Source organism: Synechococcus sp. CS-1326, assembly GCF_025128115.1.
Taxonomy (GTDB): Bacteria; Cyanobacteriota; Cyanobacteriia; order PCC-6307; family Cyanobiaceae; genus Regnicoccus.
In genome coordinates this window covers 1-22,355 of sequence record NZ_JAHLYV010000022.1, presented here as the reverse complement: position 1 = coordinate 22,355, position 22,355 = coordinate 1, and the positions used below count along the sequence as shown (strand labels likewise).

Sequence of the window (22,355 nt, the reverse complement as noted above, 5' to 3'; positions counted from 1 at the left end):
TATTCAGCGCCGCAGGGCTTCCGCACCCGCGATCAGCCGCTCCGTCGTGGCGTTGTAGATGTGGGCGGCTTCTGCGGCGCTGTGGCCGATGCAGGTCATGCCGAGTTTGCCGAACTGGGAGAGGCAACCCAGCAGATGAAAGACACTGCCGCTCAGCTCGGCCGGATCGAAGTGAAGTCCGGCGGCCGCCACGATGTCGATCAGGTCGATCGGCAGCAATCCCCGCAGCCGCTGATCACACAGGTTGTCGGTGGCGGTATAGAAGAGGGCCTGACCGGTGGGGGAGCGGAACGCTCCGCTGATCGGGTCGATCCGGCCGTTGGTGGCATAGCGCAGGGCCATGTAGGGGTGGGTGGTGCCGCCCTTGCGCAGATTCACCTCGATCGCCTGCAGATCCCAGTACTCCCCGTAGCGCCGGGCCACGAAGTCCACCGCGAACCGCTCTAGGGCCCCTTCCGCCGCCAGCGCCTCCCCCACCGCCAGGCCATGGCGCATCAGCGCATCGCGGTAGGTCGCGTCGGCGGGGAAGCGGCAACCCAGGTAGGTCTGGCCGCTCACTCCGCCCAGCACCTGCTCATGGGTGGAGAGCACCTCCACCCGGCCGCCGGGATGGATGTTCCCCTGCACGCTGGGGGAGCTGAGCGCCTCGCCGCCACTCAGCCAGGCCTCCACCAGGGCTCCCTGGTCGCGCAGCAGCTCCAGCCAGTGGGGGCGGCGGCATCGCCAGAGCGCCCAGGGCCTGGCGCAGGCGGCGGCGCCGTTCGGCTGAACCGGTGCCCGCCAGCTCCAGGGGGCGCAGGTCGAGGGGGGCATTGCCTTCGCCGCTGAAGCCTTCGTTCAGCTTCACCACCACCCGCTCCAGGCTCGGCTGGTCTTCCCAGAGGGTGGCGGTGGCTTCGGTGAGGGCGTCGAGGGTATGGACCAGGCCGCTGCCGGGGGGATGGGGCACGGCGCAGCGGCGGAACAGCTCCCGGCTGCCCGCCTTGCTGCCCCAGTAGCCCAGGGCGGGATCGGTGCCGAGCAGGGGAATCTGCAGCCGCTCCGACAGCCGCTTCTCCAGGGGGGTGACGTTGAAGCAGGTCATGAAGCTGCGCCCCGGCCGCAACAGCTCCCGGATCCGCCCCAGCAGGGCCGGGCGCTCCAGCAGTTTCTCGGTCAGCGGGCGCGGCGAGGCATCGTCGGTGTCGAACAGGTGAAGGCGGCGCCGGGCATGGGAGGCCGGTACCCCCGGCAGCAGTTCGAGCACCGCGTCCACCACCAGCTCCGGCAGCAGCTTGCTGGTGACGTAGACGGCCCGCACCCCCGGATGACGCAGCCGGATCAGCGAAAACAGCTGCCGCTCCTCGTAGTGGTGCACGCCGGCGACCAGGTCCATCTGGCCCTGGTCCAGGCTCAGCGAGGGAACCACGAGCAGATCGCAACCCTCGGACCGGTGGCTGAGGTCATCACCGCCGCTGCGGTCGTCATCGAAGTCCCCCCACTGGGGCTGCAGCTGGGACTGGAGTTCGCTGAAGCTGTGGGCCATGGCTCAGACCTCCCCGGGCGAGGAATGCTGGATCGGCATCCTGGCCTGGTGGTCCTCCACCACCTTGCCGATCGCGAGCAGCAGACGTTGCTTCAGATCCCAGGCGAGCGGCAGTTCGCTGCTGGCCGAAAAGCAGAGCAGGCGCAGATCGAGCCCCGCATCGCCGTATCCCACGAAGTGAACCCCCTGCGGCTTGCTCTGGTCGATGCCGGCGTCGGTCGCCAGGGCCTGGCGCAGCACCGTCACGATCGGCTCGATGGCCTCGCGGTCCTGGTGGCGAAGGCTGAATTCGATCCACACCCGGCGACTGTCGATCCGGCCACTGTTGATCACCGGCTTCACCGTGAACAGGCCGTTGGGGATGAAGATCGGCTGTCGCTCCAGGTCGCGCAGGCAGGTGTAATACCAGCCGATCTGCTCGACGGTGCCGGTGAGCTGCTCATCCGGGATCTGGATCAGGTCGCCCACCACGAAGGGACGGTTGATGTAGAGGCTGATCCCGCTCAGAGCGTTCTCCACGATCGTCTTGGCGCCGAAACCCAGGGCCGCCGCACCGAAGCCGCCGGTGGTGGCCAGCACCGCCAGGGGCGCCCCCACCAGCCGCAGGATCAGCAGGGCGATCAGGATCAGCACCGATGAGCCGATCAGCTTGTCGGCCACATCGAACAGAAAGAGCCGATCCCGGACCGGCAGGGAGGGGAACAACTGCTCGGAGTAGCGCTCGGCCTTGCCCAGCAGCTCCGCCTTGCAGCGCAGCAGCGTCCAGATCAGGCCGAGGCTGATCACGCCATCGCGCAGGTCGGTGCGGCTGAGCGGCAGGGAAAACGGAATCGGACCGGGCCGGCCGGCCAGCCACCAGGCGAGGCTGGTGGCGACCACCGTGAGGCAGAGGCTGATCCGGCTGCGCAGCAGCAGGGCACGGCCGAGCGAGCCCGGCGCCAGCCGCCTGCCCAGCAGTTCCAGGACCAGCCACAGCCCTGCCGCCAGCAGGACTCCCAGCAGCGGGATCTCCAGCGCCGCGAGCAATGTGGTCATGGCGACTGCCCCGCTTCCAGCTCCCAGAGCAGGTCGGGGCCCAGCCAGCGGCGCCGGCCGCCTTGCCAGGCTGGTGCCGCCTCGACACTGGTGAGGCCGAGCTGACCGAGCGGTGTGCGGGCCGGCTCGCCGCCCAGCAGGATCGGCGCGATCACCGCGGCCAGCTGCTGCACACAGCCCTGACGCAGCGCCGCCGCCGCCAGGGCTGGCCCGCATTCCCACAGCACCCGGTTGCAGCCCCGTTCCGCCAGTGCCCGGAGCAGCGCCGCCGGTTCGGATTCCGCCAGCTCCAGCCGCTCGATGCCCGCCTGATCAAGGAACAGAGCGGTGGCGGCGTCGGCGCCCGGACCGTGGACCACCAGGGTGGCTGCCTGGGTCTGGTCCCAGAGCTGGGCGTGGCGGGGAAGCTGCAGAGTTCGGCTCAGCACCACCCGCAACGGTTCGGGCGAGCGCTGGCCGCGGCTGGTCAGCAGTGGATCGTCGGCGCGCAGGGTGCCACCGCCCACGATCACCGCATCGCAACGGGCCCGGAGCCGGTGCACCCAGCGGCGTGCTTCAGGGCCGCTGATCCACTGGCTGTGGCCATTCGGCAGCGCCGTGCGGCCATCGAGGCTCATCGCCCACTTGAGCAGGCCCAGCGGCCGGCCGGTGTGCAGCCGGTGGCAGAAGGCGGCGTTCAGCCGCAGCGCTTCTGTTTCCCGCACACCATCGATCACCTCGATCCCCGCCGCCCGCAGCCGGGCCATGCCGCCACCGGCCACGCGGGGGTCGGGATCGGCCATCGCCACCACCACCCGGGCGATACCGGCGGCGATCACGGCCTCGCTGCAGGGCGGCGTGCGGCCGAAGTGGCAGCAGGGTTCAAGCGTGACGATCAGGGTGCCGCCCCGGGCACTCGGGCCAGCCTGGGCCAGGGCGCCCACTTCGGCGTGGGGTCCACCGGCGCGGGCGTGAAAGCCCTCCCCCACCAGCGTCCCGTCTGCAGCCAGCACCACCGCCCCCACCAGCGGATTGGGGCTGGTGCGGCCGTCACCGAGCGCCGCCAGCTGGAGGGCACGGTCCATCCAGCGCTGCCAGGGCTCATTCACGCCGGCGCCTCTCCCAGCTGCCGCCATTCCCCCACCACATAGGGCGGCACCGGCAGCTCACTGAACACTCCCTTCAGCCGCAGGCGCAGAGGGCGATCCTGGCTCAGGTCGGCGAGCAGGGGCGCGAGATCGAACTCGGCGGCGGCGGAGCGGCCATCGCCGGCGAGGGCCTCACTGGCCAGGGTGATGTCTTCCAGGTTCCACTGGAAGGGGCCGGAGCTCACCTGCAGGGGGGTGGGGTGATCGAGCCGCACCTTGCCCGGATAGCCCACGATCCGCAGCCGCAGGGATCCGCCTGGCCCGCCTGCGCGGTAGGCCACCAGCTGCCAGCTCTGGTCGTCGAGGTCGCGGAGGCTTTCGAGGCTGCGCAGCACCGGGGTGCCATTGGCATCCAGGTGCCCGTGCAGCTGGGCGAGCGGGCCGATCGCCAGGGCGCCGCCGGGTGCGATCAGCAGGCTGAGGCCGCTCAGCAGCAGGGCCACCAGCAGGGTTCGCCACGGGCCGGGCCGCAAAGGGGCGCTCACGCTTCCCGCGCCGCCCCCGGGATCGGCGCCCAGCCGGTGTGGGTGGCCCAGAGGGCCCAGATCGCCATCGCCCGCAGGTAGTGACAGGCGCGGAAGGTGCCCACCGCCGTGATCGCTTCGGGGGTGCGGAACTGCAGCCCGCCGCTGTACACCTGCTCCACCACAGCGCCTGTGATCGCCAGGGCCGTGGCCGTTTCTCCCATCAGGCGGTAATAGGCCGCCAGGCCGAAGTTGATGCCGGTCCACACCTCCAGGGGATGGGTGCCGTTCGGATCCAGCGGTGTGCCGTCGCGGCGCAGGCCGTTGGCCACGCCCAGACGCCCGCCCTCGAAGCGCTCGAAGCAGGCGTCCCGGATCGCCGCCAGCGCCGAGCGAGCCCGCTCGTCGGCCACCACCGGCGGTAAGCCCAGCAGCCGGGCGTAGAAGTCGCCGCAGAGCTGATCGGCCATCACCACCGGTGTGCCGCTGCCGGCATCGATGTTGTAGTACTCCCCGTTCCAGAGCAACGCATCGAAGTGGGCGCGCGACTGCTCCAGCCAGCCGCCGAATTCCCGCTGCACCGCCGCGGTGTCGAGGCCCAGCTCGAGCTGCAGGCGCTGGCCCATGGCCAGGGCCGCCTCCAGGGCGGCGATCCAGAGGGCGCCGCAGTAGGCGCTCACTCCCTGCAGCGGCCAGTCATCGAAGGTCTGATCGGGTGCGCCACCGTTGTCCGGCAGGCCGTCATCGTTGACATCAAAATGCTTGAGGTGGCGCAGCGCTTCCACCGTCGCCGGCCAGCAGTCGGCCAGAAAGCGCAGGTCTTCGCCGGTGGGGGCGAGCCTGAAACTCCGCCAAACCTGCAGCACGAAGTCGGAGGCCAGGTCTTTCCAGAGGTTGCAATCCTGGTAGGCGGTGTAGTTGGTGGCATCAAAGGGGCGCTCGTTGGGGGCGCCGAGGTCGTGGGGGGTGGCACCGGCGACCTTGCGGGGCGCTTCCACCCGGCCCTTGCCCTGGGTGAAATACCAGCCGATCGGCCGCGGCGTGGGATCGGCGCTGGGTATCGCCCTTGCGAAGCTGCGCAGCACGGCCTTGTCGAGTTCGGGCCAGAGCTGCAGCAGGGCGAAGGAGCCGTAGAGACGTACGTCGAGGCTTTCGTACCAGGCGTAGTCGAGGCACTCGAGCACCCCGAACCGCCCGACCGGGTCGGTGGACGTGGCGGCAGTCCAGAGGCTGCCGCCGCTGACCAGGTCGTAGAGCTCGTTGAACAGCGCCATGCGCAGGGGCTCCGGCAGGTCGCTGCGCTCCAGCACCGGTGCCTGCCAGGTGTCGATCGCCTGGCGCCAGTCGCGCCAGTCGCGCAGGGCTTCAGCGGCGATGGCGGCGGCATTGCCGCCACTGTCGCCGAAGAAATCGGTGTAGCGGCGCCGGGCGGAGCTGCCGGTGGCGAAGGCGGTGACGGGCAGGTCCCAGCTGATCACCACCGGCAGCTCGATCGCCGCCCCCGGCTCCAGCCGCAGCCGCAGGGCGATCGCGGCGCTGGCCTGCTCGCTGCCGGTGCTGCGGCGGTCGTTGTTGCTGCTGGGGATCGAGCCGTCGCGGCGGAACGCCTCCCAGATCTCGCCGCCATCACCGCTGGGATCCCAGCGGCTGCAGCGCAGCACCTCCACCCCATCGAGCTGGTCGGGCACCGCCAGGCACCACTGACCCTCCCCCTCGGCGATCGGCTGGCTGGCTGCCCCCTCCAGCAGCACGCCGCACAGACCGGGGGCATCGATCCAGCGGTTGCGCTGGCCCCGCCCCCGACCGATCGCCGGCCGGTAGTTGTGCTCGGGGCTGCCATCGTCGCGGAAGCTGACGGCGGCGCTGGGATCGGTGTTTGTGAACCAGCCGACCGTGTTGCGCCAGCTCACCAGCAGCGAGAGATCGAGGGGAGCATCGGTGGGGTTGCTGAGCTGCCAGCGGAACACCGCGACCGGATAGCTGCTGCGCTGGTAGTCGCCCGGCAGGATCGGGCTGAATGCCTCGCAGCTCACCCCGGCCTGGAACACATCGCTGTGCTGGAACCAGCTGAGCGGGTAGCGGGCGGCGTAGGTGCCGGTGACCCGCTCGGTGGTGCTGGCCGGATACCACTGCCAGGCGGCCAGTGGGGGGGTGTCCGCTTCTGGGCGGGAGTCATCCCGCTGCGGTTCGGTGGCCAGGGCAAAGGCCCGCTGGGTCTTGCCGTCGTTCTCGAACAGGGCGAACTGGCAGTCGGGCACGGCGCCGAACCAGTGCTCGCCGCCATCGAGATGCCAGAGGTTGAAGCTGCCATCCGGAGCGCGGCCGAGGCAGCCGGCGCCGAAACCACCCAGCGGCAGGCCGTGGTTCGGGCCGTCATCGAGGTTGCTGGCGTAGCGCACCGTGTAGGGCGCCTCCCAGCCGAGGCCGAATGGCCGCTGCCAGCTGGCTGGCGGCGCCTGCCAGCGTTTCCGGCCGCCGCGCCGCAGATTCTGGAGAGCGGAGAGGCCGAAGGGCGCCATCTGGACTCGAAAGCTGGGGCCAGCTTGTCAGAGCCGTTGGCTCAGCAGCGAACGGGCGGCTGGTCTCACGGGTGACGACCCACTTCCTGGTCGATCAGCGCATCGAGGGTGATGGCCGAGCGCACCAGCGCCTGATAGCGCTGCACAACGCGGCGGTTGCGCTCCAGCCACAGCGCCGGATCCCCATCCACCCCGCCGATGCCGGCCCCGTCCCCGGCGAGCAGTTCGAGCTCGCCCTGGCGGGCCAGCAGGCCGAGCACCAGGTCATGGATGCGCCGGCGGCGCTCGGCGGAATGGCTGGAATCGGCCATGGCGGTCGGTGACGGGTGTGCATCATGGCCAGGCTGTCGCTGGCAGCTGCCGCGAGAAAGCGATGAGGAAGCGATGATCGATGTGATCGGCACCGATGCCGCCGGCCTCAGCGCCCTGCCGCCGGCGGCGCTGGCCCTGCTGCGGCGGGCGCGGCTGGTGGCGGCACCCTCCCGCCTGCTGGTGGAACTGGAGCCCTGGTTGGCTGAGCGGCAGGAGCGGCAGCAATCAGCCGGCAGCCCGCCTGTGCAGGTGCTCAGCAGTGACAGGCCCGAGCAGCTGATGCCGGCGCTGCGGGCTGCGCTGGCCGCCGGCCGGGCCACCGTGCTCCTGGCCAGCGGCGATCCGCTCTGGTTCGGCATCGGCCGGCTGCTGCTGCAGCACCTGCCCGCCGACCAGCTGCGCTTTCATCCTGCCCCCAGCTCCCTGCAGCTGGCCTTCGCCCGGCTCGGCCGCCCCTGGCAGGACGCCAGCTGGATCAGCCTGCACGGCCGCGAGCCTGAGCCGCTGGCCCGCCGCCTGCAGGAACGGCCGGCTGCCCTGGCGGTGCTCACCGATCCCGGCCGCGGCGGCGCCGAGACGGTGCGTCGGATTCTGCGGGCCTCGGGGCTGGAGCCGGCCTATGGCTTCTGGCTGTGTGAACGGCTCGGCCATCCGGCCGAGCGGGTGCAGCGGCTGGCCCCCGCCGCCCCGTTGCCCCCCGACCTCGATCCACTCCACCTGGTGCTGCTGATCGCCGAGCCGCCGGTGCCCACGGCCCCGGCCGGTCTGCCGTTGTTCGGCCTCGAGGACGGCCTGTTCGTGCAGCACGACGATCGCCCCGGGTTGATGACCAAGCGGGAGGTGCGGATCCAGCTGCTGGCTGATCTGGAGCTGCCGGAGCGCGGCGTGCTCTGGGATCTGGGGGCCGGCGTGGGCTCGGTCGGGCTGGAGGCGTTGCGGCTGCGGCCGGGGCTGGAGCTCTGGGCGGTGGAGCGACGCGGCGGTTCGGCCGCCCTGATCGCCGCCAATGCCGCACGGCTGGGGGTGCAGCCGGCGGCGGTGCTGGAAGCGGAGGCCCTCGATCTGATCGGGGCTGGCTCAGCCGGCCGGGAGTTGTCGCTGCCCGACCCCGACCGGGTGCTGATCGGTGGTGGTGGGCGGCAGCGGCTGGCGCTGCTGCAGGCCGTGCTGGCCCGGCTGCGTCCGGGGGGCGTGGTGGTGATGCCCCTGGCCACGGTGGAGGCCCTGGCTGGATTGCGCCAGGAGCTGGAGCACGCCGGCCTGGAGGTGAGGGTGGTTCAGCTGCAGGCCTGGCGGGGCGCAGCCCTGGCCGATGGCACCCGGCTGGCGCCGCTCAACCCGGTGCTGGTGCTCAAGGGGCGCCGTTAAGCAGCCTGGTCAGCGAGGTTGTCGAGCTCGGCCTGCATCGCCACGACCACCTGCTGATAGCAGGCCTGCACATACCCCCGGTCGCGGCTGGCGGCGTAACCGGTGCGCTCGAACTGAATCGGTGCGCAGACGCGGGTGTGGATCCTGGCCGGCAGCGGAATGTTCGGCAGGGGGCCGAGGGCCAGACCCCAGGGAAGCCCGAGGTAGATCGGAAACACTTCCGGATCGATTCCCAGCAGCCAGGGCATCCCCAGCCGGTGCAACCGCTCCACCTGGCGATAGCAATCCTCCAGCACGATCAGGGTGTCGTGGCTGCCCCAGGAGATCAGTGGAATGATCGGCAGGGAATGCCAGAGGGCAAGCCGGATGAAGCCGGTGCGCCCGCCGAAATGGATCTGGCCCCGCGCCCGGTGGGGGCGGAACGCATCGTTGCCGCCACCGGGATAGACGAGAACGCTGTGTCCCTTCTCCAGAACGGCGAGGGCGTTGCGGGGGTAGAAGGGAATCGCCCCCACCCGGGCCGCCAGGCGGGCCATCGGGGCATGGGTCTGCCAGACCTTGGCGTGGGTGAGGCCATAGACCTCGCGCTGGTAGCCGAAACGCCGGAACCAGTCGTAGAGAAACATCGGCAGGTCCGGAGTGGCCAGGCCGCCGTTGTGGGAGCCGACCAGCAGCATCGGCCCCTGGCCTGGCACATGCTCCCAGCCACTCGTGTGAACCCGGAAGTAGTGCCGGTGCAGCCACCCCCAGATGGGCATCAGTTCCCTGATGAACAGGGGATCGCGGAGCCCACCTGGATCACGGTCGGGCGCTGAGCCACTGGGCATGGGATGCAGCAAGCCGACGCAGGCCTGGTGGGCAGCGGTCAGGCTGGCATCCCGGCCTGGCAACCCTGTTGCTTCTGCTCGCGGCGATGCTCCTCACGGGCCTCGATCAGGTCGCCGCGGCTGAGCCGGTAGCCCAGACGCCGTGCCGCCAGCAGCAGTTCCGTTTCAGAGCGGCAGTGCTTCAGCGATCGGCGCATCACCGGGTCGGCTTCTGCCTCCAGGACGAACCGTTCGAGTTCGCTCCAGGTCATGGGGGAAATGCCAGGTGTTCAACCATGCCCAAACGAGTGGACGGAAGCCAGCGATCTGAACACAGCGCAATGTCGGGTGGCTGACCTCAGCGGTTGCTTCCTTCGCTCTGGGATTCGGAACTGTTCTGATGGCCGTTGAGATGCTTTTCGCAGGCCTGAGAGCCCGGGATCGGCAGCAACAGAACGGCCAGGGCGGCAACCAGCAAGGCAGTGGCCTGGAGTGGATTTGTCAAGGCCGGGCTTCAGTCGCTGCCATCAACCTCCCATCTTTGGGGGCGGGGGTCAAGGCCGGAGCGAACCGGACGAGGGCCCAGAATCCACTGATACGGCCACTGCGATGCCATCCCCGTTGCCCGATGCCGAGCTGCTGCTGGACCGTGAGCGGACCAGCCGCCGCGATGGCAGTGGCCTCAGGGCGGAGCAGCTGCTCGGAACCTGGGTGCTGGCCCAGACCTGGCCCCGCCGGGCCGGCCAGCCCGCCGCCCTCAGCTCAGCGCTGCTGCGGGTCCTGGGGGCTCGCCTGATCCTCGCTGCGGCCACAGCGCCGCTGGCCCCCCTGCGCATCACCAACCGGGTTCAGCTGGGCGCCCTGGAGCTGAGCTTCCAGGGCCAGGCCTGGCTTGAAGGTCGCCGGCCCCTGCTGATCTTTCGCTTCGAGCAGCTGCAGCTGCGGCTGGGTGACTGGCTTTGGCTGGATCGCCCCCTGGCCGGGCCGCCGGCCTCCACCGGGCCCGGCCAGCGCCACGGTGCCCTGCCGTTCTTCGCCCTGATCGCCACCGAAACGCTGGCTGGAGACGCATCCGGCTCAGGCCCCGGTTCCGAGCCCCCTGGCCGCTGGCTGGCGGCGCGGGGCCGGGGCGGTGGCCTGGCCCTCTGGCTTCAGGCGCCGGACCAGCCGATCGCTAGGGTCTGAGCATCGAACCTGCAGCCTGGAGACTGAGCTGATGCCCGCCTGGCTGGTTCTGTTGGTCGTCCAGGTCGGAGTCAGTCTGGCGCTCAACCCGAGCCGCGCTGATTTCCAGTGGTTTCTGCGGCTGCGCCGGCCCGCCTGGCTCACCTTCGAGCGCTGGATTCCGCTGATCTGGCTGGTGATCTACGGCTGTTTCTACGCCTCGGCCCTGCTGAGCTGGCAGGCCGGCAGCGGCTGGGGGGCGATGGCGGGCTACCTGCTGCTGCTCGTGCTTGTCCAGAGCTACACCTGGCTGATCTGCCGGACCCGTTCGCTCACCGCCGGCACGGCGATCGGCTTTGCCGGCTGGGTCTGGGGGGTGGTGCTCACCATCCTGGTGGCCTCCCGCTCACCGGTGGCGGCCTTGCTGCTGGTGCCCTTCCTGCTCTGGAGCCCGCTTGGCACCCTGGTCACCTGGCAGATGCAGCGCCTCAATCGCTGAACCGGCCGCCCGCGAGCTCCAGCCAGCCCGGCTCCGGCCAAGCCCAGCGCCGGGCCACACTGAGGATGCCCACACTGCCGCCACGCCGCGCCGCCACGATGGTGTCTGTTCAGAGCATCCGCCGGAGGGGTTTCTGGAGCAGCCTGCTGCCGCTGCTGCTGGGGTTCGCCCTCTGGGCCGCGCTGGCGGCTCCGGCTATGGCCAGCCCGGTGGAGCGCGCCTATCGCTGTGATGGGGATCCGCTGGCCGCTCGCTACGACAACGGTGCCGTCGATGATCCGCTGGTGGGCAATGTGCTGGCGGGAACCTTCCCCGGCGCCTTTGTCGTGCTGCGCTGGCGGGAGCTCACGCTGCAGTTGCCGCGCACCAACGATGCCGGCCCGCCCACCTACACCGACGGCAAGTGGCTGTGGGGTCTGAACGAGCCCGCCGAGCCCACCTTTCTGCTGCGTCGCGGCGATCTGCAGGTGTTTGCCTGTCAGGCCCTGAACGACGCCTGAACCCTGCCGCCACGTACGCTGCCGGTTCGAAATCACCGAATCGGCGAGGTCTCGATGCCCACCCGGCAGACCCGGCTGCGGGGGCGTCAGCTGCTCGCCGACCCGGCGCTCAACAAAGGCACGGCCTTCAGCCCCCGGGAGCGCCGGGAACTCGGCCTGGAGGGGTTGCTGCCAGAAGCGGTTGAAACGCTGGAAACCCAGGTGGCCAGGGCGTGGGCCTGCTTCGGCGGCCTGGGCAGTGATCTGGAGAAGTTCCGCTTCGCCCAGGCCCTGCGCCGTACCAATGCCACCCTCTTCCACCGCTTCCTGGCGGATCACATCGACGATCTGCTGCCGATCGTCTACACGCCGACGGTGGGAGCGGCGATCCAGCGCTTCAGCCTCGACCACCAGAGCCCTTCCGGAGGGGTTTATCTGGCCTGCGGCGATCAGCCGCGGCTGGAGGGGGTGCTGCGCCAGGCGGCCGCCGGGGGGGCGGTTGATCTGATCCTGGTGACGGACGCCGAGGGCATCCTGGGCATCGGCGACCAGGGGATCGGCGGCATCGAAATCTGCCTGGGCAAGCTCGCTGTCTACACGCTCTGCGCCGGCTTCGATCCCCAGCGGCTGCTGCCGGTGGTGCTGGATGTCGGCACGAACCGCCAGAGCCTGATCGACGATCCCCTCTATCCCGGCTGCCGTCAGCCGCGCCTGCAGGGGTCTGCCTACGACGCCTTCATCGCCGCGTTCGTGGCGGCGGTTCAGGCCGTGTTCCCGGGCGCCCTGCTGCACTGGGAGGATTTCGGCGTGGCCAACGCCCACCGCAACCTCGCCACCTACCGCCACCAGCTGCCCAGCTTCAACGACGACATCCAGGGCACCCGGGGGGTGGCCTGTGCCGTTGTACTGGCCGCCTCCCGCGGCGCCGGCGTCCCGGTGGAAGACCATCGCATCGTGGTGTTCGGGGCCGGCACCGCCGGTTGCGGCATTGCCGAGGGCCTGGTGCGCCTGCTGCAACGCAGCGGACTGAGCGAGCAGCATGCGCGCGGGCGGTTGTGGCTGATCGACCGGGAGGGGCTGTTGCTGGAGGGCCAGACGATCGCTTCGCCCCTGGCGGCCCGATTCGCCCGATCGACCGAGGAGGTGAGCGGTTTTGAGCGGGATGCCGACGGCCGGATCGGCTTGCTGGAGGTGGTGAGCCAGGTGCGTCCCACGGTGCTGATCGGCACCTCAACGGTGGCCGGGGCGTTCAGCCGGGCCGTGGTGGAGAGGATGGCGGCGACTGTGGAGAAGCCGATCATCCTGCCCCTCTCGAACCCCACCCAGCTGGCGGAGGCCACCCCGGCCGATCTGCTGGCCTGGACGGGGGGACGGGCGCTGGTGGCGACGGGCAGCCCCTTCGCTCCGGTGCTGGTGGATGGGCTGGAGCGGCGGATCGGCCAGTGCAACAACTGCTTCCTCTATCCAGGGCTCGGTTTTGCCGCCGTGGCGGTGGGAGCCCGTGAGGTGAGCGAAGCGATGGTGGACGCGGCTCTGGAGGCCCTGGCGGAGCGGATCCCCGGCAGCTCCGACCCCACCGCGCCGCTGATGCCGACGCTGGCTGAGGTGGGTTCTGTGGCCAGGGCGGTGGCGGAAGCGGTGGCCAAAGCTGCCGTGAACGAGGGGCTGGCCCGTCTGGCGGCCACCCCGGCCGAAGCGATCGAGCGCCTCGATCAGGCCAGCTGGGAACCGGTGTACGGCGCCGTGGAGGCCGTCTGATCGGGCGGCTCAGGGGCAGCAGCGGCTCAGAGGTCGTCTTCCACCCCGGTCTGAACGCTGCAATCGCTCATCGGGTAGCTGACGCAGAGCAGGGCATAGCCCTGGGCGATCTGGTCATCGTCGAGGAAGCTCTGATCCGACTGATCAACGCTGCCGGAGAGGATCTTGCCGGCACAGGTGCTGCAGGCGCCCGCCCGGCAGGAGTACGGGAGGTCGATGCCCTGCTCTTCGGCGGCATCGAGCACGTACTGGTCATCGGGGCAGCTGAACGATTTGCCGTCGTTGAGCGTGATGGTGAAGCTGGCCATGACGAATTGCTGGTCTGAATTCTTCCGCGCCGATCTAGGAACCCTTTGCCAGCTTGCTTGTATCGATCAGCACACAAGAATGTCTTGGTTTGTTGGTTCTCCAGCGGCGCAGCGGTTCCCCTGGTTCTGTGGGGGCACGAACACAACGCTCAGGAACGGCTTGCGTTGTGCGCCGAAAAGCTCCATAGAGAGTGCCGCTGTGCGGGGAATCCTGTGATCAGGGTGTTTGTGCCCAGGGAACGTCGGGCCGGGGAGCAGCGGGTGGCCGCCACCCCCGAAACCGTGCGACGACTCACCGGCTGGGGGTGCCAGGTCGGCCTTGAGGCCGGTGCCGGCCGCTCGGCGGGCTTTGACGATGGCCTGTTCGCCGAGGCCGGTGCGGAGATCACCGCGTTCGATGCCGCCGATCCCTGGCAGCAGGCCGACGTGGTGCTCACCGTTCAGGCCCCGCCGCTGGAAACCGCCGCCGAGGCTGGCGGCTATGGCCTGTTGCGCTCGGGCAGCCTGCTGATCGGCCTGCTCGACCCCTACGCCAATCGCCCCCTGTTCGATCGGCTCAACAGCGCCGGGGTGTCGACGCTGGCGCTGGAGCTGCTGCCGCGGATCAGCCGGGCCCAGACCATGGACGCCCTTTCCTCCCAGGCCAACATCGCCGGCTACAAAGCCGTGCTGCTGGCGGCGGCCGAGCTCGACCGTTTCTTCCCGATGCTGATGACCGCCGCCGGCACCGTGCAACCCGCCAAGGTTCTCGTGCTCGGCGCCGGCGTGGCCGGCCTGCAGGCGGTCGCCACCGCCCGGCGGCTCGGTGCCGTGGTGAAGGTGAGCGATGTGCGCCCCGCCGCCAAGGAGCAGGTGGAATCGCTGGGCGCCCGCTTCATCGACCCGCCCAGCCTGGATGCCCCCGGTGAAACCGGTGGCTATGCGCGCCAGGCCGGGGTGGCCTTCCTGGAGGCCCAGCGCCAGCAGTTGGCGCTGCATCTGCAGGAGGCCGACGTGGTGATCACCACCGCCCAGGTGCCCGGCAAGCCAGCCCCCCTGCTGATCACCGAGGAGTTGCTCGCCCAGCTGCGGCCTGGCGCCGTGGTGGTGGATCTGGCGGTGGCCCAGGGCGGCAACGTCGCCGGCAGCCGCCTCGATCAGACCGTTGACGTCGGTGGTGTCCGCATCCTGGGAGCCTCCAACCTGCCCGCTTCCGTGCCCCAGCACGCCAGCGCTCTCTATGCCCGCAATCTCGCCGCGCTGATGGAGCAGCTGATCGAGGCGGGAGAACTTCGTTTCGACCCTGAGGATGCCTTGCTCGACCCCTGTCTGATCACCCATCAAGGCTGTTGCCGCCGCTCCGATCTCTGGCCAGCGCTCGAGGAGGTGCTGGCATGAGCACCGATCTCGGCGCCGCGGAGGCGCTCTGGGTGCTGCTGCTCGGCAGCCTGCTGGGGCTTGAGCTGATCGGCAAGGTGCCGCCCACCCTGCACACACCGCTGATGTCCGGCGCCAACGCGATCAGCGGGGTCACCCTGCTGGCCGCCCTGGCGCTGATCGGCGCGGCACCGAGCCCGGGCCTGCGCCTGCTGGGGGCCGCGGCGCTCGGCTTCGCCCTCTTCAACGTGGTGGGCGGTTTTCTGGTGACCGATCGAATGCTGGCCATGTTCAAACGCAAGGAATCGAACTGATGGGTGAACTGACGCTCGATCTCGGGGCCGTGCTGCTGCTGGCCCTCGGCCTCAAGGGCCTGGCCAAGATCCGCACCGCCCGCACCGCCAATGGCCTGGCCGCACTGGCCCTGGTGCTGGCGGTGGCGGGGCTGCTGCTCCAGCAGGGCCTGGACGGCTGGCCGTGGATGCTGCTCGGCCTGGCTGCCGGCGGTGGGGTCGGGGCGCTGCTGGCCTACCGGGTGGCGATGACCGCCATGCCGGAAACCGTGGCGTTGTTCAACGGCTGCGGCGGCATGTCTTCTCTGCTGGTGGCGATCGGTGCGGTGCAGCTGCCTACGCCCCTGAGCCTGATCGGCCAGATCTCGGTGCTGGCTTCTGTTGTGGTCGGTGCGATCACCTTTAGCGGCTCGATCGTGGCGATGGGGAAACTGCAGGAGTGGCTCGGCACCCCCGCCTGGACGCTGCGGCCCCAGCGCCATGCGGTCAACATCGCCACGGCGCTGGCCTGCCTGGCCTGCTGTGTGCTGGTGCTCAAGGGCTTCGCCCTGGCCCTGCTTCCGCTCACCATCCTGTCGTTGCTGCTGGGTGTGGGCCTCACCCTGCCGGTGGGCGGCGCCGACATGCCGGTGGTGATTTCGTTGCTCAACTCCTATTCCGGGGTGGCGGCGGCCGCGGCCGGCTTCGTGGTGGGCAGTGAGCTGCTGATCGTGGCGGGAGCGATGGTGGGAGCAGCCGGTCTGATCCTCACCCAGGTGATGTGCACGGCGATGAACCGTTCGCTCACCTCGGTGCTGTTCGGCGGCGCCCTCGGCGGGGCCGGGGCCTCGTCAGAGGGCGGAGAAGCCGCCAAGGACGAGGGCTACAAGAACGTCACCTCCTGCAGCCCGGAGGAATGCGCCCTCACCCTCGAGGCCGCCGAGCGGGTGGTGTTCGTGCCTGGCTACGGACTGGCGGTGGCCCAGGCCCAGCACAGCCTCAAGGAGCTGGCCCGGTTGCTCGAAGCCCACGGCATTGCGGTGAGCTACGCGATCCATCCGGTGGCGGGGCGGATGCCAGGTCACATGAACGTGCTGCTGGCTGAGGCCGATGTGCCCTACGACCAGCTGATCGAGATGGAGATGATCAATCCCGATTTTCCCCGCACCGATGTGGTGATCGTGCTGGGGGCGAACGACGTGGTGAACCCGCGCGCCAAGAGCGATCCGGCCAGCCCCCTCTACGGCATGCCCGTGCTGGAGGTGGACCAGGCCCGCTCGGTGTTCGTGGTGAAGCGCAGCCTGGGTTCGGGCTATGCCGGCATCCGCAACGATCTGTTCGAGCTGCCGCAGACTTCGATGGTGTTCGGTGATGCCAAGCAGGTGCTGCAGGGCCTGATTCAGGAACTGCGTTCGCTGGGGGTGGGGAAGGTGGCAGCCGGAGCGGCGGCCTCCCGCTGAATCGGTTCAGGCGTTGATCGATCTGGTGGCTGGCGTTTTCTCCAGCGCCAGCCGGTGCAGCGTCGCCTGGTTCTGGTCGAAGAAGGCCCAGGACACCGCGAAGAAAACCAGATAGCGGTTGTAGGTTTCAAGGCCGGCCAGGCTGATGGCCTCCTCCCGATTCTCGACCAGCCGCTCGAACCAGGCCCGCAGGGTGGGCCGGTAGTCGCGGCTGGAATCGTGGACGATCTCGAAGCCGGCGTTGCCTGCCGCCAGCAGGAATTCGGAATAGAGAGAGAGGGCTGAGCCCGGGAAGAACAGCTGGCCGGTGATCTGGCTGGTCGGCAGGGGGTCGCTGTTGAGGGCGAAGAACTGCAGCACCAGGCGGCCGTCCGGGGCCAGGGCCCGGTGCAGCCGTTGCAGCAGTGGCCGCAGTTCCGCCGGCCGGACATGCTCGATCGAACCGATGCCATAGATCCTGTCGTAGGAATCCGGCTGGAAGGACGCCGTGATGAAGTCGTCCAGGACGACGTCGTAGCCGAGCGTTTCGCCGACATGGCGGGCCTGTTCCCTGGAGAGGGTCATGCCCCGCAGCCCGCCTTGCTCGCCGGTGGCGGCGTGGAGATGGCGCATCATACCGCCCCAGCCGCAGCCGAGATCGAGGATCCTCTCCCCGGCGGCCGGCCGGATCAGAGCGAGCAGATCATCGGCCTTGCGGCGCTGGGCGGTTTCGAGCGTGTCGCTGTCGCTTTCGAAGTCGGCGCAGGTGTAGAGCATCAGCTCGCGATCGAGGAACAGCCTGTAGAAGGCGTTGGAGACGTCGTAGTGCTCCTCGATGCCGGCGGCGTGGCTGCCGGCGAAGGCCTTCGCCAGGATCCAGCGGCGCTGAAAACGGAACGGATAGCCCTCGATCAGGATCCGCTGCCAGGCGGGCGGCCGGCCGGTGAGAAACCCCCAGGTGAAGGCGGGATCGAGCGGCTCGGGTGCGCTGGCCAGATAGCGACCGATCGCGAACGACAGGCCATAGCGCGCCCCATCCAGAACAGCCCTGGCTCTCCGCCCCAGCTCCGATTGCGGGCCCATCGTGTTGGCTGGTGGCGGCGTGATGGGGGCTTTGATGACTGGCGGCATAACCGATTTTAAGCCCGCAGCTCCTGGAAGCTGGCTTGGCCGATCCACCAGCCAGTTGTGCTTCAGCCATCGGTGAGTAAATCCACTGGACGCCCGTAAAGCCCCTCCAAGGCCTCCGCGAAGTCGTAGAAACGCCTGGAATAGCCATGCTTCTCCTGTTCCGTCATGCGCACGATGAAGTCCAGATCGCTGCTGGCCGGATCGAAGCGGCCTTTGGAGGCTGAGCCAAACAGCTCAAGCCGCACCACACCGAAGGTTCGGCAAAGGCCACGCAGCTCATCGAGCTGTTCGGCGATCAGTGGCAGCAGGGGGGATGGCGGGATGGGGCATGGAACACTCATCGCCGAGGTTTACCCGAGAGCAGCGCTACGACCTGATGGTTCAGCTCACGCTGCGTAACGCCAGCCTGTTCGCCCACGGCCTCGAGCCCATCGGGTTCGGCGGCTGGAGGTTGCTCAAGGGCTCGATCGGTGCCTTCCTCGAAGCACTCGACATCAGGGTGTCTGCGTTGCTGAACCGGGCAGAGATCGGCTTACGCCCCATCGAGAAGTCTGCAAAAAGAGCATTCAGGTCACGGCAAAAGCAGCAATAAAATCACGGCACTTAACGCATTGGAGCCTGCAGATGCCCGCCTACCGTCCTCGCATTGTGGATGGCGAGCTGCGGGATCAGCTCGTGGCGGCTGACGCGGTGGTGATCGAAGGCCCCAAAGTCTGCGGCAAGACGATGACGGCCAGTCAGCAGGCCGCTTCCAAGGTGCTGCTCGACATTGATGTCGGTGCCCGGCAGGCCCTGGCCGTCGATCCGGCGTTGGTTCTCTCTGGTGCCCGCCCAGGCCTTCTGGATGAATGGCAGGTTGAACCGGGGCTGTGGAATCAGGTCAGCCGGGCCGTGGATGCGGCGGATCAGGCTGGTCAGTTCCTCCTCACTGGCTCGTCGGTGCCGGCTGACGACGCGGGCCGCCATACCGCGCCGGTCGGTGCTCGTTTCTACGAATGCGCCCGATGACTCTCCTTGAAACCGGGGCGTCCAGTGGCGTGGTGTCGTTGCGGCGATTGTTCGCTGGAGAAGCGCTGCGAACGGCTGATCCGGGGCTCACGGTGCAGGACCTCAGTGAGCTGATCACCATCGGCGTCTGGCCGGCGCAGCAGGGCAGGCCGGTGAAGGAGGCGGCGCGGGCCGCGCGGGATTATCTCGAACAGGTGCGCCGGGTGGACATCAGCCGGGTAGGCAATCGCCGCCGGGATCCGGCCCGGGTCGGGGCTGTGCTGCGCGCTCTCGGCCGCCATACGGCCACGGAGGTGCGGATGGTCAACCTGGCGGTCGATGCGGCGGGTGCCGATGGCGCTCTCGATGAACGCACCGTGGACGACTACCTGCAGGCGCTGGAACGGCTGATGGTGATCGAGGATCAAACCTCCTGGACTCCACATCTGCGTTCCAGGGCGCGGCTGCGCAAAGCCCCCGAAGCGTCATTTCGTCGACCCATCGTTGGCAGTGGCGGCCCTTGGCACCGGGCCGGAGCCAGGGCAGATTCAAAGTATCAATTCGGTTCCGGGCTTGGTTGTCGTAGTGCCATCGACAGCCGTGACTTGATGTCATGCATCACCGCCTGGATGCCTTCCCGGATCGACTGAAATCCAGCCAGTCGGAGAAGGGTGAGGGCTGCAGTGCGCAGCGTCGCCCTTGCTCCGGCGCCTTTGCCCCGATAACGGTGGGCGTCTTCATTGAGCTGGGTGTCACGGATCCAGTGCCAGCTCTCAATGCTCTAGCGATCCCGCACCAGTTGCAGCAGGGCTTCTGGGGTGGAGCGCAAGCTGGTGAGGAAGAAATGGGTCTGCCTGAAGGTCTTGGCATCGCGAGTGCCGACGGAGATCACTTCCACGATCCAGCTGGTGTCGCTCCAGGCCTGGCGGATGTGCTTCGGTGCCTGTTTGGCGCGGAGTGTCCAGGTGATGGCACGACCATCACCATCCTCGAAAACACTTGCCTCAACAGGGATGTGGCACTTTCCCTGGAACTGGCATCGGATCTGGCGATGCAATGTCTTTTGGTTCCCCTTAACGGTCAGGAGGAAGTCGGCTCCCTGCTCCTGGAGCTGTCGAAAAACGGGTGCTGCGTGTGCAGGGCATCCGCCTGGATCAGCACCCCCTCCAGGTCAAGCTCGCCCAGCAGCCGTTTCAGCACCGCCCGCTCGTGGTTCTCACCGGTGGCGTAGCAGGCCTGGCTGATCTCCTCTCCACTCCCAAAGCGGCTGAGTAGAGCGTCACATGAGCAATGAACGCTGAGCCACCGCCAGGTGTGGGCTCGATCGAACCCCGCATGGTCTTACCGTCACACACCAGCTGGTCGAGATCCGCTGCACCACCGGGGATCTGGGCGATCGTCCAATCACGGATAGCAGCGCAGAGGGCCACCACGTCCACCTGGAGGAAGAAGTAGCGAAACGCTGAATCCGATGGCGGCCGCCGCAGTTCGAGCCCCAACTGCTCACCAAGTACTGCATGGTGTCGCCGCGCGAACCGTTCCAGATCCCTCAAGCTTTTGCAGCCGCTCTAGGCGCAGCCTTCTGCGAAGCAGTAGGAGCCCAGCACGGCCACCAGCAGCAGATACCAGGCGGGGATACGAATCCCACGCCGCAGCTGGCCGTCTCTCGTTCAAGAGGAGCCGAGCAAAAATCCAAGTTGAATCCCTGAAGGGATGGCCCCTTAAAGGCCATTGGAATGCATGGTGGCAGGGTGCATCGTGGCTCAGGCCATGAGTGGCGAAGCTGGAAGCAGGAGTGCTTCCGGGACCGCGTTGATTGCTGCGATCAGGGTCAGGAACCGATGCCGGTTTGGTGCTCAGGGATCTGGGCTCAATGGCAGCTGCAGGCCCCCCGCTTCAAGCTGGTTTCTGTGGTCGCAGTCGTGGTGGGAGAGCCAGTAGAACCGCCAAGCCATTCACCATCGATGCCCTGCCTCACAACCTTTGGCGGTAGGAATTTTCCACAAACCACAGCAGCGCTAAAAGCGCCAAAATGATTTACAATTCTGTCCACAGGTCAATCCGAGCTATTTCTATAGCTTCTTCTGAGCAAGTTCATTGATATGAACCACATTATTCTTGGAACTTTAAGTACCATTGCAATTAGCTCTTGTCTCGTATCTGTGCAACATTTAAGTCGATTTAGGTTTAGGTCCATAAGCTTGTGTAATCCGTTGCACTGATGACTTCCGCCCTTTCCTCTCTACAGATTCAGAAGTATGGATCTCGTTTGCTGGGATTTCGCTTATGGCCAGGCCTGTCAAGACGATGGCAGCAGCAGAGAGCCATCCGAAAGCTAGCAGCGGATGGTTCAACTGCAGCCGTTAAGGCTTTGGCTTTTGCTGCAGTTCAGGAGTCCCTATGTGATGGAATTGCATACCAAGCCCTGATCGATTCGTTAGGTGCTTTTCGGGAGGTTATGCAGCTGAGGATGATTGCTGAAACAGCTGTCAAGTACCAACAAAAGTCAGGATCTAAGCAACTGTTTTCCATTCTAATGGCAGCCGACTTGTACTCTCGTTTGCCAGTAGAATTGCGGATTGCTGTGGCTATGGCCTGTAACACGCCGGAGCGGCTGGTCGATGATGGACCGGAGGTTGTGCCTGCCTTACTCGATGCGTGGTCTGATCACTCATCGTGTGAGATGGCATGCAGAACCCTTCAGTTTCTGCTCCAAAGACCATCGTGGATAGATTCTTTTTGCAATCACTGGATGATGTTTGGGGCTGATGGAGACGAACTGATCAATTTGCTGCTGAGCGCTAGTCATGCACCCTCTGATCCATCAGATCGAGCTTTGTTTTGGATATTGAGCGGCCAACTACAGCGCTACGAGGAACTGGATCTGGATGGCACACTGCTAGCCCAGGCCCACGTTGCTGCAAGTCCGCCGCTTCGTAAACGCTTGGCGGAAGTAGCGGCGAGGGCTGGCAGGCCTGAGTGGCTGCGCGCTATGCAGGATACCAAACCCCTTGACACCTTCACAGAAGAAGACTGGGATACCACGGTGGCGTTACTTAAACGCGCTGGAGACAGCGAGGCGTTGTGGCAGTGGGCCTTGCAAGCCCCTCCGCTGCATAGCCTTTGTCTATTGCGAGCACTCCCAGCTGACACCCCACAACAGGTGTCTTTCAAGGAGTCTGAACCAAAACTGATGCAACTGATGCAACTGGTGCAGGAGTTGCAAATAAAAGAGAATTTACCGTTTCTGCTCCCTGATCGCTCCAACCACATCCTGGAAGGTCATTCAAGAGGGGTGAGCTCGATTGCCTGGTCGCCGGATGAAAGCTGGCTTGCTTCTGGCAGCGATGACGAGACGATCCGGATGTGGGATTCGACCAGCGGCCGCTGCACCCACACCCTGGAAGGCCATTCAAGAGGGGTGAGCTCGATTGCCTGGTCGCCGGATGGAAGCTGGCTTGCTTCTGGCAGCGAGGACAAGACGATCCGGATGTGGGATTCGACCAGCGGCCGCTGCACCCACATTCTGGAAGGTCATTCAAGAGGGGTGAGCTCGATTGCCTGGTCGCCGGATGGAAGCTGGCTTGCTTCTGGCAGCGATGACGAGACGATCCGGATGTGGGATTCGACCAGCGGCCGCTGCACCCACATCCTGGAAGGTCATTCAAGAGGGGTGAGCTCGATTGCCTGGTCGCCGGATGGAAGCTGGCTTGCTTCTGGCAGCGAGGACAAGACGATCCGGATGTGGGATTCGACCAGCGGCCGCTGCACCCACACCCTGGAAGGTCATTCAGATTGGGTGAGGT

At 67.5% G+C, this 22,355-nt stretch carries 27 protein-coding genes; 13 read left to right on the top strand and 14 right to left on the bottom strand.

Going from position 1 to position 22,355, the window contains the following annotated elements; translation table 11 throughout:
- Positions 1-3: 3 nt before the first annotated feature.
- The 7 genes from KQ307_RS14805 to KQ307_RS08410 all read right to left on the bottom strand — a co-directional run bounded on the left by KQ307_RS14805 (position 4) and on the right by KQ307_RS08410 (position 6,981).
- A complete protein-coding gene (locus tag KQ307_RS14805; RefSeq protein WP_311133777.1) occupies positions 4-591 on the bottom strand; it encodes a peptide ligase PGM1-related protein in 588 nt (195 codons plus the stop codon).
- Positions 575-1,525, bottom strand: coding sequence for a hypothetical protein (locus tag KQ307_RS14800; protein WP_311133776.1), 951 nt, complete (start codon positions 1,523-1,525; stop codon positions 575-577). The genes KQ307_RS14805 and KQ307_RS14800 overlap by 17 nt, the downstream gene beginning before the upstream one ends.
- A gap of 3 nt (positions 1,526-1,528) precedes the next feature.
- Positions 1,529-2,560, bottom strand: a complete 1,032-nt coding sequence (locus tag KQ307_RS08430; RefSeq protein ID WP_259727668.1) for a mechanosensitive ion channel family protein — start codon at positions 2,558-2,560, stop codon at positions 1,529-1,531.
- Entirely contained in the window at positions 2,557-3,624 is a 1,068-nt protein-coding gene (gene ribD / locus KQ307_RS08425; protein ID WP_259727699.1) for a bifunctional diaminohydroxyphosphoribosylaminopyrimidine deaminase/5-amino-6-(5-phosphoribosylamino)uracil reductase RibD, read from the bottom strand. Before ribD ends, KQ307_RS08430 begins: the two co-directional genes overlap by 4 nt.
- 20 nt (positions 3,625-3,644) lie before the next feature.
- Complete coding sequence (locus KQ307_RS08420) at positions 3,645-4,172, bottom strand: DUF3122 domain-containing protein (protein ID WP_259727667.1); 528 nt, start codon at positions 4,170-4,172, stop codon at positions 3,645-3,647.
- Positions 4,169-6,670, bottom strand: a complete 2,502-nt coding sequence (locus KQ307_RS08415; protein ID WP_259727666.1) for a GH116 family glycosyl hydrolase — start codon at positions 6,668-6,670, stop codon at positions 4,169-4,171. Before KQ307_RS08415 ends, KQ307_RS08420 begins: the two co-directional genes overlap by 4 nt.
- A gap of 65 nt (positions 6,671-6,735) precedes the next feature.
- On the bottom strand, positions 6,736-6,981 hold the full coding sequence (locus tag KQ307_RS08410; protein ID WP_259701072.1) for a hypothetical protein: 246 nt from the start codon (positions 6,979-6,981) through the stop codon (positions 6,736-6,738).
- Positions 6,982-7,054: 73 nt separating this feature from the next.
- Here KQ307_RS08410 and cbiE point away from each other — a divergent pair, with 73 nt between their 5' ends.
- Positions 7,055-8,350 carry a precorrin-6y C5,15-methyltransferase (decarboxylating) subunit CbiE gene (gene cbiE, locus KQ307_RS08405; protein WP_259727665.1) on the top strand — a complete coding sequence of 432 codons (1,296 nt, stop codon included), beginning with the start codon at positions 7,055-7,057 and terminating at the stop codon, positions 8,348-8,350.
- Here the strand turns inward: cbiE and KQ307_RS08400 are convergent.
- From KQ307_RS08400 to KQ307_RS08390, 3 genes are all read right to left on the bottom strand, one after another.
- Positions 8,347-9,240 carry a lysophospholipid acyltransferase family protein gene (locus tag KQ307_RS08400; protein WP_259727664.1) on the bottom strand — a complete coding sequence of 298 codons (894 nt, stop codon included), beginning with the start codon at positions 9,238-9,240 and terminating at the stop codon, positions 8,347-8,349. The two genes, cbiE and KQ307_RS08400, sit on opposite strands and share 4 nt — an antisense overlap.
- Complete coding sequence (locus KQ307_RS08395) at positions 9,216-9,428, bottom strand: Nif11-like leader peptide family natural product precursor (RefSeq protein WP_259701069.1); 213 nt, start codon at positions 9,426-9,428, stop codon at positions 9,216-9,218. Before KQ307_RS08395 ends, KQ307_RS08400 begins: the two co-directional genes overlap by 25 nt.
- 86 nt (positions 9,429-9,514) lie before the next feature.
- The gene (locus KQ307_RS08390) at positions 9,515-9,661 is read right to left on the bottom strand and encodes a hypothetical protein (protein ID WP_259701068.1); all 147 of its coding nucleotides are present in this window, start codon (positions 9,659-9,661) and stop codon (positions 9,515-9,517) included.
- A 104-nt stretch (positions 9,662-9,765) separates the two neighbouring features.
- On the opposite strand from KQ307_RS08390, the gene KQ307_RS08385 reads away from it, so the two are divergent.
- From KQ307_RS08385 to maeA, 4 genes are all read left to right on the top strand, one after another.
- The gene (locus KQ307_RS08385) at positions 9,766-10,341 is read left to right on the top strand and encodes a hypothetical protein (RefSeq protein WP_259727663.1); all 576 of its coding nucleotides are present in this window, start codon (positions 9,766-9,768) and stop codon (positions 10,339-10,341) included.
- A 31-nt stretch (positions 10,342-10,372) separates the two neighbouring features.
- Positions 10,373-10,819 (top strand): TspO/MBR family protein, encoded by a 447-nt coding sequence (locus tag KQ307_RS08380; protein ID WP_259701066.1) that lies wholly within the window; start codon positions 10,373-10,375, stop codon positions 10,817-10,819.
- A 65-nt stretch (positions 10,820-10,884) separates the two neighbouring features.
- On the top strand, positions 10,885-11,319 hold the full coding sequence (locus KQ307_RS08375) for a hypothetical protein (protein WP_259727662.1): 435 nt from the start codon (positions 10,885-10,887) through the stop codon (positions 11,317-11,319).
- A gap of 54 nt (positions 11,320-11,373) precedes the next feature.
- The gene (gene maeA, locus KQ307_RS08370) at positions 11,374-13,056 is read left to right on the top strand and encodes an oxaloacetate-decarboxylating malate dehydrogenase (protein WP_259727661.1); all 1,683 of its coding nucleotides are present in this window, start codon (positions 11,374-11,376) and stop codon (positions 13,054-13,056) included.
- Positions 13,057-13,082: 26 nt separating this feature from the next.
- Here maeA and KQ307_RS08365 read toward each other — a convergent pair whose 3' ends face one another.
- Positions 13,083-13,364, bottom strand: a complete 282-nt coding sequence (locus KQ307_RS08365) for a 2Fe-2S iron-sulfur cluster-binding protein (RefSeq protein ID WP_259701063.1) — start codon at positions 13,362-13,364, stop codon at positions 13,083-13,085.
- Positions 13,365-13,592: 228 nt separating this feature from the next.
- Between KQ307_RS08365 and KQ307_RS08360 the strand changes: the two genes are divergently transcribed.
- From KQ307_RS08360 to KQ307_RS08350, 3 genes are read left to right on the top strand one after another with little or no spacing between them, the layout of a single operon-like run.
- Positions 13,593-14,741: an NAD(P) transhydrogenase subunit alpha gene (locus KQ307_RS08360; RefSeq protein WP_259701062.1), complete on the top strand. Its 1,149-nt coding sequence runs from the start codon at positions 13,593-13,595 to the stop codon at positions 14,739-14,741.
- Positions 14,738-15,034, top strand: a complete 297-nt coding sequence (locus tag KQ307_RS08355) for an NAD(P) transhydrogenase subunit alpha (RefSeq protein ID WP_259701061.1) — start codon at positions 14,738-14,740, stop codon at positions 15,032-15,034. The genes KQ307_RS08360 and KQ307_RS08355 overlap by 4 nt, the downstream gene beginning before the upstream one ends.
- Entirely contained in the window at positions 15,034-16,452 is a 1,419-nt protein-coding gene (locus KQ307_RS08350; RefSeq protein ID WP_259701060.1) for an NAD(P)(+) transhydrogenase (Re/Si-specific) subunit beta, read from the top strand. Before KQ307_RS08355 ends, KQ307_RS08350 begins: the two co-directional genes overlap by 1 nt.
- Positions 16,453-16,458: 6 nt before the next feature.
- Here the strand turns inward: KQ307_RS08350 and KQ307_RS08345 are convergent, their stop codons facing one another.
- Positions 16,459-17,514 carry a class I SAM-dependent methyltransferase gene (locus KQ307_RS08345; protein ID WP_259727660.1) on the bottom strand — a complete coding sequence of 352 codons (1,056 nt, stop codon included), beginning with the start codon at positions 17,512-17,514 and terminating at the stop codon, positions 16,459-16,461.
- 110 nt (positions 17,515-17,624) lie between these two features.
- A complete protein-coding gene (locus KQ307_RS08340) occupies positions 17,625-17,903 on the bottom strand; it encodes a nucleotidyltransferase family protein (RefSeq protein ID WP_259727659.1) in 279 nt (92 codons plus the stop codon).
- A gap of 35 nt (positions 17,904-17,938) precedes the next feature.
- Here KQ307_RS08340 and KQ307_RS08335 point away from each other — a divergent pair, with 35 nt between their 5' ends.
- From KQ307_RS08335 to KQ307_RS08325, 3 genes are read left to right on the top strand one after another with little or no spacing between them, the layout of a single operon-like run.
- Complete coding sequence (locus KQ307_RS08335) at positions 17,939-18,154, top strand: hypothetical protein (RefSeq protein ID WP_259727658.1); 216 nt, start codon at positions 17,939-17,941, stop codon at positions 18,152-18,154.
- Between the two features lie 32 nt (positions 18,155-18,186).
- Positions 18,187-18,570 carry an AAA family ATPase gene (locus KQ307_RS08330; protein ID WP_259727657.1) on the top strand — a complete coding sequence of 128 codons (384 nt, stop codon included), beginning with the start codon at positions 18,187-18,189 and terminating at the stop codon, positions 18,568-18,570.
- Positions 18,567-19,199: a DUF4143 domain-containing protein gene (locus KQ307_RS08325; RefSeq protein WP_259727656.1), complete on the top strand. Its 633-nt coding sequence runs from the start codon at positions 18,567-18,569 to the stop codon at positions 19,197-19,199. Before KQ307_RS08330 ends, KQ307_RS08325 begins: the two co-directional genes overlap by 4 nt.
- 131 nt (positions 19,200-19,330) lie before the next feature.
- On the opposite strand, the gene KQ307_RS08320 is transcribed toward KQ307_RS08325, so the two are convergent.
- Positions 19,331-19,606: a hypothetical protein gene (locus KQ307_RS08320; protein ID WP_259727655.1), complete on the bottom strand. Its 276-nt coding sequence runs from the start codon at positions 19,604-19,606 to the stop codon at positions 19,331-19,333.
- Positions 19,607-19,674: 68 nt separating this feature from the next.
- Here KQ307_RS08320 and KQ307_RS08315 point away from each other — a divergent pair, with 68 nt between their 5' ends.
- On the top strand, positions 19,675-19,824 hold the full coding sequence (locus KQ307_RS08315) for a hypothetical protein (RefSeq protein ID WP_259727654.1): 150 nt from the start codon (positions 19,675-19,677) through the stop codon (positions 19,822-19,824).
- A gap of 946 nt (positions 19,825-20,770) precedes the next feature.
- Positions 20,771-22,355: WD40 repeat domain-containing protein (locus KQ307_RS08310; protein ID WP_259727653.1), on the top strand; the 1,585-nt coding region annotated here is incomplete at its 3' end.

Bases quoted from the DNA above. Each gene is read 5' to 3' on its own strand.
- KQ307_RS08375 (WP_259727662.1), top strand. From the start codon at position 10,885: ATGCCCACACTGCCGCCACGCCGCGCCGCCACGATGGTGTCTGTTCAG.
- KQ307_RS08385 (WP_259727663.1), top strand. From the start codon at position 9,766: ATGCCATCCCCGTTGCCCGATGCCGAGCTGCTGCTGGACCGTGAGCGG.
- KQ307_RS08415 (WP_259727666.1), bottom strand. From the start codon at position 6,670: ATGGCGCCCTTCGGCCTCTCCGCTCTCCAGAATCTGCGGCGCGGCGGC.
- KQ307_RS08380 (WP_259701066.1), top strand. From the start codon at position 10,373: ATGCCCGCCTGGCTGGTTCTGTTGGTCGTCCAGGTCGGAGTCAGTCTG.
- KQ307_RS08365 (WP_259701063.1), bottom strand. From the start codon at position 13,364: ATGGCCAGCTTCACCATCACGCTCAACGACGGCAAATCGTTCAGCTGC.
- KQ307_RS08350 (WP_259701060.1), top strand. From the start codon at position 15,034: ATGGGTGAACTGACGCTCGATCTCGGGGCCGTGCTGCTGCTGGCCCTC.
- KQ307_RS08410 (WP_259701072.1), bottom strand. From the start codon at position 6,981: ATGGCCGATTCCAGCCATTCCGCCGAGCGCCGCCGGCGCATCCATGAC.
- KQ307_RS08335 (WP_259727658.1), top strand. From the start codon at position 17,939: ATGGTTCAGCTCACGCTGCGTAACGCCAGCCTGTTCGCCCACGGCCTC.
- maeA (WP_259727661.1), top strand. From the start codon at position 11,374: ATGCCCACCCGGCAGACCCGGCTGCGGGGGCGTCAGCTGCTCGCCGAC.
- KQ307_RS08345 (WP_259727660.1), bottom strand. From the start codon at position 17,514: ATGGGCCCGCAATCGGAGCTGGGGCGGAGAGCCAGGGCTGTTCTGGAT.
- KQ307_RS08395 (WP_259701069.1), bottom strand. From the start codon at position 9,428: ATGACCTGGAGCGAACTCGAACGGTTCGTCCTGGAGGCAGAAGCCGAC.
- KQ307_RS08340 (WP_259727659.1), bottom strand. From the start codon at position 17,903: ATGAGTGTTCCATGCCCCATCCCGCCATCCCCCCTGCTGCCACTGATC.
- KQ307_RS08325 (WP_259727656.1), top strand. From the start codon at position 18,567: ATGACTCTCCTTGAAACCGGGGCGTCCAGTGGCGTGGTGTCGTTGCGG.
- KQ307_RS08355 (WP_259701061.1), top strand. From the start codon at position 14,738: ATGAGCACCGATCTCGGCGCCGCGGAGGCGCTCTGGGTGCTGCTGCTC.
- ribD (WP_259727699.1), bottom strand. From the start codon at position 3,624: ATGGACCGTGCCCTCCAGCTGGCGGCGCTCGGTGACGGCCGCACCAGC.
- KQ307_RS08430 (WP_259727668.1), bottom strand. From the start codon at position 2,560: ATGACCACATTGCTCGCGGCGCTGGAGATCCCGCTGCTGGGAGTCCTG.
- KQ307_RS08330 (WP_259727657.1), top strand. From the start codon at position 18,187: ATGCCCGCCTACCGTCCTCGCATTGTGGATGGCGAGCTGCGGGATCAG.
- KQ307_RS14800 (WP_311133776.1), bottom strand. From the start codon at position 1,525: ATGGCCCACAGCTTCAGCGAACTCCAGTCCCAGCTGCAGCCCCAGTGG.
- cbiE (WP_259727665.1), top strand. From the start codon at position 7,055: ATGATCGATGTGATCGGCACCGATGCCGCCGGCCTCAGCGCCCTGCCG.